This is a genomic window from Peribacillus sp. Bi96, from assembly GCF_918698115.1.
Lineage (GTDB): Bacteria > Bacillota > Bacilli > Bacillales > DSM-1321 > Peribacillus.
In genome coordinates this window covers 1-8,084 of record NZ_CAKKLV010000054.1, presented here as the reverse complement: position 1 = coordinate 8,084, position 8,084 = coordinate 1, and the positions used below count along the sequence as shown (strand labels likewise).

At 37.4% G+C, this 8,084-nt stretch carries 6 protein-coding genes and 2 rRNA genes; 7 read left to right on the top strand and 1 reads right to left on the bottom strand.

The genetic code is table 11. The annotated features are described in order from the left end of the window. The 7 genes from LQ203_RS27025 to LQ203_RS26995 all read left to right on the top strand — a co-directional run. Window positions 1–127, top strand: a 23S ribosomal RNA gene (locus tag LQ203_RS27025); the annotation flags it as partial. A 64-nt stretch (window positions 128–191) separates the two neighbouring features. Continuing rightward, a 5S ribosomal RNA gene (gene rrf, locus LQ203_RS27020) occupies window positions 192–307 on the top strand. A gap of 690 nt (window positions 308–997) precedes the next feature. Beyond that, the gene (locus LQ203_RS27015) at window positions 998–2,203 is read left to right on the top strand and encodes an MFS transporter (protein WP_230162984.1); all 1,206 of its coding nucleotides are present in this window, start codon (window positions 998–1,000) and stop codon (window positions 2,201–2,203) included. Window positions 2,204–2,262: 59 nt separating this feature from the next. Further along, a complete protein-coding gene (gene aroD, locus LQ203_RS27010) occupies window positions 2,263–3,024 on the top strand; it encodes a type I 3-dehydroquinate dehydratase (RefSeq protein WP_230162982.1) in 762 nt (253 codons plus the stop codon). A 61-nt stretch (window positions 3,025–3,085) separates the two neighbouring features. Then, window positions 3,086–3,970: a shikimate dehydrogenase gene (gene aroE, locus LQ203_RS27005; protein ID WP_230162980.1), complete on the top strand. Its 885-nt coding sequence runs from the start codon at window positions 3,086–3,088 to the stop codon at window positions 3,968–3,970. Between the two features lie 307 nt (window positions 3,971–4,277). Beyond that, entirely contained in the window at window positions 4,278–5,486 is a 1,209-nt protein-coding gene (locus tag LQ203_RS27000) for an MFS transporter (protein WP_230162978.1), read from the top strand. Window positions 5,487–5,680: 194 nt separating this feature from the next. Continuing rightward, entirely contained in the window at window positions 5,681–6,694 is a 1,014-nt protein-coding gene (locus tag LQ203_RS26995; RefSeq protein ID WP_230162976.1) for a LacI family DNA-binding transcriptional regulator, read from the top strand. A 124-nt stretch (window positions 6,695–6,818) separates the two neighbouring features. Here the strand turns inward: LQ203_RS26995 and LQ203_RS26990 are convergent, their stop codons facing one another. Further along, window positions 6,819–7,376, bottom strand: a complete 558-nt coding sequence (locus LQ203_RS26990) for a shikimate kinase (protein ID WP_230162974.1) — start codon at window positions 7,374–7,376, stop codon at window positions 6,819–6,821. Window positions 7,377–8,084 lie beyond the last annotated feature (708 nt).

Sequence of the window (8,084 nt, the reverse complement as noted above, 5' to 3'; positions counted from 1 at the left end):
TCAAGATGAGATTTCCCATGGCGCAAGCTAGTAAGATCCCTGAAAGATGATCAGGTTGATAGGTCAGAGGTGGAAGCGTGGCGACATGTGGAGCTGACTGATACTAATAGATCGAGGACTTAACCAACGCTTTTTGAAAAATGAAATACCTTCTTATTATCTAGTTTTGAAGGAACAACGTTCCTGATATGTTTGGTGACGATAGCGAAGAGGTCACACCCGTTCCCATTCCGAACACGGCAGTTAAGCTCTTCAGCGCCGATGGTAGTTGGGGGTTTCCCCCTGTGAGAGTAGGACGCCGCCAAGCCATTTTAAAGATCAGCCATCCGGCTGGTCTTTTTTTGTGTCTCTATGGTTTGAAAATAAGGCAAATCGGCTTCTGATTCGGCCTAAAGTGAAATAATTCGTCCTAAACACTACATAATTCGACCTGAAGCGTCCACAAACCAATTAATGCGTTCTAGCGTTATCGTTATTCATGCTTATATTGGTTGGACCTATAGCTGATGCATTAAACTGGAACGATTTCTTGTTTTTATTGCTTCTAGGAAGAATTTTAAAATATTGGTATAAGGAAAGTGCTTCATAGTTATGGAGGACTGCTTCATAAGTTTGACACACGTAAATTAGAGCAGTATAATAATTTCAGTAGAACGATATACTAAATAAAGTTAACTATTTTACTTCAGTATCATCCATAGTTTAATACGAGTAAAGAATTAATTAGTTAGTAGAACGATATACCCAAATGCGAGGTTAGTAGAACGATATACCAATTCTCGAAATGGTTAGTAGAACGATATACTAGTGTGTAATAAAGTTAGTAGAACGATATACCTAACTGAAGTCGTTAACTGAATGAAGTGTATTGTTTTTAATCGATGAACGTAATTTGTTTCTTAAATTATGATATGGGGCAAGGGGGAAACTTCTGAAAGGCTTAAGAATCAAATTGCATTTTGATTATTTTTGAATAACTAACATAGGGGTGTGTTTCATGAAAAATCCATATATAAAAATGGCAACAGGTTTATATATTAGCTATTTTATTTTAGGCATGATCAATATTATCATTGGATCAAATATGGAAAATTTGTCCGAACAATTAAATACAAGTGCATCGGGGATCAGCTACTTGGTCTCTGCTATAGGAATTGGTAAATTGGTTTCCTTGTTTTTCGCCGGTAGATTGTCGGATAAATTAGGAAGGAAGCCATTTGTCGTTTCGGCATCTTTTATATACCTTATCTTCCTCATAGGTATACCTTTGGCTCCTAACTATACGTTGGCATTTATATTTGCCGTATGCGCTGGTATTGCAAACTCATTTTTAGATGCTGGTACTTATCCAGCCCTTATTGAAGCTTTTCAAAAGAAAGCAGGTTCCGCCACTGTTTTAGTAAAAGCATTCGTTTCAGTTGGTGCGGCACTTCTTCCTTTCATCATGGCGTTCTTCATAGCTAGAGACATGTTTTACGGATATACATTCTTCTTAATGGCTGCTGTTTATCTTGTTAATGGACTTTTCTTGCTTAAGGTTTCATTCCCAAATCATAAAGCTCCAAATGGAACCCAAAATGACGAGCAAGTTGCAGGGGTTCAACACCAATTTCTATCAAAACCGAAGTTTGCTCAGGAAGGATTGGCTGTCATACTTTTAGGCTTCACCTCAACAGCTTTATTCATGCTCGTTCAAGTATGGCTACCGAACTTTGGACAAGGAGTATTGGGGCTTACCCAGGCAAAGGCTGTTCAATTGCTTAGTTACTATAGCATTGGATCCCTTGTTTCTGTCATTTTACTAGCGGTTCTTTTGAATAAAGTAATAAAGCCCATTACCGTCATGATTATCTATCCAATTATTGCTGCATTATCTTTATTGTCACTCATTTACATCCAACAACCATTTATGACGGTCTTGAGTACTTTCTTCATAGGTCTTTCAACTGCAGGAGTTTTTCAATTAGCCATGACTATCATTACAGAATTCTTCCCTGCCAATAAAGGGACGATTACTTCATATGTAAACATTGCAGCTAGCTCTGCCTTTATCATCATACCCTTCGTTACAGGTATCATTTCTAAGAGTGCAGGTTTAACTGCAGTCTTCTTGTTTGACGTAGCAATTGCGGTAGTTAGTATATTATTGGCCGTATTCGTTGCCTATCGATATAAAAAGGTCATTAAAGTTTCATCAAATTAAGGAATCGAAGCAAACATCAGTGGATTAGCTGATGAGAAGGATAAAAGGGGGAAACATGCATGGAAACCATTACCATCAAAGACGTAACGATCGGAGAAGGGATTCCAAAGATCATTGTTCCACTGATGGGGACAACGGAGGAAGAACTACTGAAAGAAGTTGAAACGGTAAATGCTTTAGAGCCGGATATCATTGAATGGCGAGTAGACGTGTATGAACATGTTGAAAACTTAGAAGCTGTATCGGAAATGATTTTAAAACTTAGAGGTGCTTTACCAAGCACTCTGCTTCTTTTCACTTTTAGAAGCCATAAAGAAGGCGGGAACAAGGAAATCACTGATGAATATTATTTTCAACTACTTCATACAGCGATCAGAACAAAGAATATTGACCTTGTAGATGTAGAGTTGTTTTTTGAAGAATCTGCAGTAAAAGAGACTGTGAAGATAGCAGAGGAAAATGGCGTATACGTAATTATGTGTAACCATGATTTCGATAAGACACCGGAAAAGGAAGAAATCATTTACCGATTGCGTAAAATGCAGGAATTTGGAGCTCATATCCCCAAAATTGCTGTAATGCCTCAAAGTGTCGGTGATGTACTCGTATTATTGGATGCAACCCACACGATGAAAACAAAATATGCGGATCGTCCGTTCATTACGATGTCAATGGCGGGTACTGGCCTGGTCAGTCGATTATCAGGTGCGGTATTTGGATCGGCTTGTACATTCGGCGCCGGAAAAGAAGCATCTGCCCCAGGACAAATTCCTGTTACTCAATTAAGAAGTGTACTGGAAATCATTGATCAAAATATTTAAATTTCAAAATTTCTTCCAAGAAGGAATTTATATAAAACCATAATATCAGGGGGAATAGAACATGGAAAACCTAGGACGAATAAATGGAAAAACAGAATTAGTAGGATTACTGGCAACACCTATCGGACACTCTTTGTCACCCGCCATGCATAATTTGGCTTTTGATAAATTAGGATTGAATTGCGCCTATTTGGCATTTGAGGTTGGAAATGAACAGTTGGAAGATGCGGTAAAAGGTATGCGTGCATTAAATGTAAAAGGGTTTAACGTATCTATGCCAAATAAAATGAAAATCCTTCCATACCTAGATGAATTGGCTGACAGTGCTAAATTTTCGGGCGCTGTTAATACAGTTGTCAATGTAGATGGAAAATTCATAGGTCACAGTACAGATGGAATGGGGTATACTCGGAACCTAAAAGAACATGGTATAGATATTAAAGGAAAGAAAATGACTCTTATCGGTTCTGGTGGGGCCGCTACTCCCATTGCCATTCAATCTGCGTTAGAAGGATTAGCTGAAATTAGCATTTTTGCACGTGATGATGCTTTCTTCCCGCAAGCAGAGGAGAATGTACGAATCATCAATGAAGATATGAAGCACTTAAATATGAAAGCGAATGTTTACCCTCTTGAAAATATTGAACAATTAAGGGCTGAAATATTAACAAGTGATATTCTGGCAAATGGAACGGGCGTTGGTATGAAACCACTTGAAGGTTTAAGTGTCATTCAAGATGAATCAATGCTGCGTCCCGATTTAATCGTAACGGATGTTGTTTACATTCCACGTAAATCTAAACTAATGGAACAAGCTGAAGCTGCGGGTGCTACAGCCATTAATGGTCTAGGGATGATGCTCTGGCAAGGTGCATTGGCCTTTGAACTATGGACAGGTCAACAAATGCCGGTAGATTACATCAAAGAGCAAATGTTTGCAGAATAAGAAGCTTCCACTGTGAAGATTGTCCTCCATTTTATCGTAATTGAGGTTTTCTCATACATGCTGTGCATCATAAGTGAATGGAATAAGTAATATTTGCAGCAAATTGTGTGCGTTAATTCTCGGAGCTAAGAAAAACAGGGAGTGAAATTCCTTGTTTTTCTTAGCATTTTTTTTTGAAAAGTGGTTTTCATATAAATGGATAACATAAAGGGGAGACTATAATACAAAATGCAAATATAAATTGGATGTTTAAATAAGTGTTACAGGGGAGAAATATCATAACGTGATTTATTATAGGGGTGTAATAATGAAAAATCAGTATTTTAAAGCGGCATCAGGTATGTATATTAACTATTTTTTGTTGGGGATTGTTAATATAATCCTCGCCTCAAACATGTCCTCATTAACAGAACAATGGGATACAGATTCAACTGGCATCAGTTATCTCATTGCCGCAATAGGGATTGGCAGATTACTCACGTACGGTCTATCGGGAGTATTATCAGATAAATTCGGAAGAAAGCCATTAATCATTATCTCCTCGATCGTTATGGGAGTTTTTTTAATTGGGATTCCATTTTCCCCCACATATGAAATAGCCTTTGTTTTTGCTTTGCTTGCGGGCATTTCCAACTCTGCCATGGATGCTGGAACATATCCGGCGCTAACGGAAATGTTTCCTAAATCTGCAGGTTCCGCGAGTGTAATGGTTAAGGCTTTTGGTTCACTGGGTGCAACCATCTTACCTTTCATCATCTTGTTTCTCTCTAAGAATCAATTATTTTATGGCTTAGCATTTTTAGTGCCGGCTGTCATCTATTTTATTAATATGCTTTTTATGCTTTCCGCTTCATTCCCGACAAGCAAATCCGGTCGTGTCAGTAAGGAAGACGATATACAAAGTAATAGGTTCATAACTGAACCTAAATTCTGGGGAGAAGGACTTGCGCTAATCTTTATTGGATTTACTTCCACTGCATTATTTACCGTTTCACAAATATGGTTGCCGAGTTTCGGCCACGAAGTCGCAGGAATGTCGACTTCCGGTTCCATTAAATTGTTGAGCTATTATAGTGTTGGATCGCTTCTTTCCGTCCTTCTATTATCCGTCTTATTAAACAAGGTGATCAAGCCCGTGACAGTGATATTACTTTATCCCATGATTACTTTACTAACAGTGATCATTATATTAACGGTTCAATCACCGATTGTCTTAAGTATTACCTCCTTTTTCCTTGGAGCATCAACAGCTGGGATATTTCAATTAAGCATTGCAATAATGACTGAACTTTTCTGGAAGAAAAAAGGAACCGTAACGGGTATCGTTGCAACAGCCTCTAGTTTGGCGAGCGTCATTTTACCAATTGCAACAGGGTTAATTGCTAAGAGTGGTGATATATCGCATATATTTCTATTCGATTGTTTTATTGCAACCATAGGAATCCTAGCAGCAGCTTTTGTTAATTATCGGTATAAAAAATTGACACAGCACCAGACTATGATTAACCATTTGTGATGGATTACTAAAAATTAACCTTCTAGAACTAGTGTGGCGACAATGAATAGTGTAAAGAGATGTATTACGGGGTTTTAAATGATGAAATGCCCCTGTCCAAAAAGCAAGGGTATAATAATAAGAGTAACTATATTATTATTATAGTAACAGCATAATAAATACATCAAAAATACATTCAAGATGGTGATTGAACTATGAAACAATCCAAAAAAGGTCGAGTTACGTTGCAACAAGTAGCGAAACATGCTGGCGTATCTACGTCCACTGCTTCCCTTATTGTTCGTAATAACCCTCGAATTTCGGAAGCGACGCGAAAAAAGGTTTTAAAATCCATGCATGAATTGGGCTATGTTTATGATAGAATTGCTGCAAACCTTAGGTCGCAGAGTTCTGATACTGTAGGAATCATTATTACTGACATATCAAACACCTTTTTTTCTGAATTCCTTATTGGTGTTCACGATGCATTGGATGAGGTCGGCTACACGGTGTTGCTGGGAACGACATTCGATTCGGTTGCCAAGCAAGACCATCTCCTTTCAACGATGTTGGAACATAGGGTGGGAGGCCTGATTCTTTGTCCTGTCTCTGAAAGTTCACAAGATACAATTGAACGATTAAATGAGATTGACACGCCGATGGTCCTTGCTGTTCGAGAATTACCGGAAGTGAATAGCGATTATGTAGGCATTGACTATCCAGAAGGAGCCAGAATTGCTGTTAATCATCTCATTGAAAAGGGACATAAAAGAATTGCGCTCCTTGGCGGCATCAAGGAATCCTCTACCTGGATCGAGAGAATGGAGGGATACCGTGAAGCCCTTTCAAGAGCGGGATTGGAAGTGGATGAATCGTTGGTGATAGATAGTGCCCCCACACGGGAGGGAGGGCTGGAGGCTGTATTGAAAGTACTTGAGAATCCAAATCCTCCAACTGCCATTTTTTGCTTTAGCGACTTAATAGCATTCGGAGTTATGCAAGGATTAAGGATGAAGGGAATGAATCCTGGAATAGATATAGATATCGTAGGGTTCGATAACGTTCCAGTCGCAGAAATCTATCATCCTCCGTTAACGACCATTTCTTCATTTCCTAGACGTATTGGAAAAGAGGCAGCGAATCTCTTGTACCAGCAAATGGAGAAAATCGAACGTGAACAACAGCGTATCATATTAAACCCAGAACTGATTATTAGAGAGTCTTCCTAATAAAGAAAAATAAAAAGGTGATTAGTTTACAGGATGTAAGGGTAGGTATTCTTATCGCTGTATCCTTTTCATCTTTTCTATTATTCTTTTATTGGGGGCATTGATTTAAAACGTGGAAAGTGACTTATTTGAGCGGTTCATAAATATCCCAGGCCACTTTCAATGAATCGACTATAAAGTCTGCCACTTCATCAACATCAAGATCATTGGTATTCACTTTTGAATGATGGTATGAGTATATTTCCTGCCTCGTGTAAAAGAGTTCTTCGATTTCCTCAAGGGTCCGACTTTGTAAAACGGGTCTACTATCAATAAGTAAGCCTATTCTCTCTTTCCAGTATTCCCAAGATAAGTCAAGGTAGAAGACGATGCAATTAGATAAACAGATATTCCGTATATCCTCTTGTAAGAATGCCCCGCCTCCAACGGAAATGATTTTCAATTGTTGTTGACTAAAGCTATCGATCACACTTTTTTCTTTTTCGCGAAAAGCTTTTTCCCCAAATTTCTTGAATATTTCTGTAGTGGGCATATTGAATTCCTTTTCAATTTCTTGATCTATATCAATAAAGTCCCTATATAGTTTCCTCGCTACTTTCTGTCCGATCGTCGTTTTTCCTACCCCCATAAAGCCAATAAAAACGATACTTTGCATCCTCAAGGATGTGTTTTTATTAATCATTTATAAATCCCTCTCCCAACTATTTTTATAATGATTAAAAGTCTTTCTGAAATTTTTAAAATAAATTTATTATAGTACAAGAAAGTAAAATTGTAAAAAAATATTTTATAATATTTGGACAATGAATGTGCGAGAGATAAGCGTTTATTTCTAAAATCACTTACCCCATTTATTAAGGACAATCAGTTGTTAATTTCGTTTTCCAACTTTCAGTTTTCTTCTACTAATTATCGAAGGCTTTTTCTCATATGGTTTTAAAGATATCGTTAAATGCAGATATTAAGTAGAAGGGAAGTGTGATTCAAATGGGTCTTTGATATTAATATAATGGATGTCGATTGAAGGAAAGATTGGATGAAATGAACAGGGATCGAGAAGGTTTTGGTGGATGTGTTTTTAAGGAGAAGCCATAGTCCTGACGGTACCTTTAATACCTCTATATAATTGAATAAATTAATTAATAAAGAATTGCTTGAAATGAGTTGACTTTAAGGTTCGAAAGCATTAATATAAATAAGCACCAAGTATGACAAACAAAAAACTTCATCCACTTTTGGTAGATTAACTGAAAGAAATAATAACTATTGACTTCTTACTATGAAAATGATAAGATGAAATGGTCGCTGAAAAACACAGCGATTTAAAATAAGTTTAAAACTTCGCAGAAGTTGACAACTAATCAATAGCGTGTTATGATGAATAAACAAA

Excerpts from the sequence above, each read along its gene's own strand:
- LQ203_RS27015 (WP_230162984.1), top strand. The coding sequence starts at position 998 with ATGAAAAATCCATATATAAAAATGGCAACAGGTTTATATATTAGCTAT.
- aroD (WP_230162982.1), top strand. The coding sequence starts at position 2,263 with ATGGAAACCATTACCATCAAAGACGTAACGATCGGAGAAGGGATTCCA.
- aroE (WP_230162980.1), top strand. The coding sequence starts at position 3,086 with ATGGAAAACCTAGGACGAATAAATGGAAAAACAGAATTAGTAGGATTA.
- LQ203_RS27000 (WP_230162978.1), top strand. The coding sequence starts at position 4,278 with ATGAAAAATCAGTATTTTAAAGCGGCATCAGGTATGTATATTAACTAT.
- LQ203_RS26995 (WP_230162976.1), top strand. The coding sequence starts at position 5,681 with ATGAAACAATCCAAAAAAGGTCGAGTTACGTTGCAACAAGTAGCGAAA.
- LQ203_RS26990 (WP_230162974.1), bottom strand. The coding sequence starts at position 7,376 with ATGATTAATAAAAACACATCCTTGAGGATGCAAAGTATCGTTTTTATT.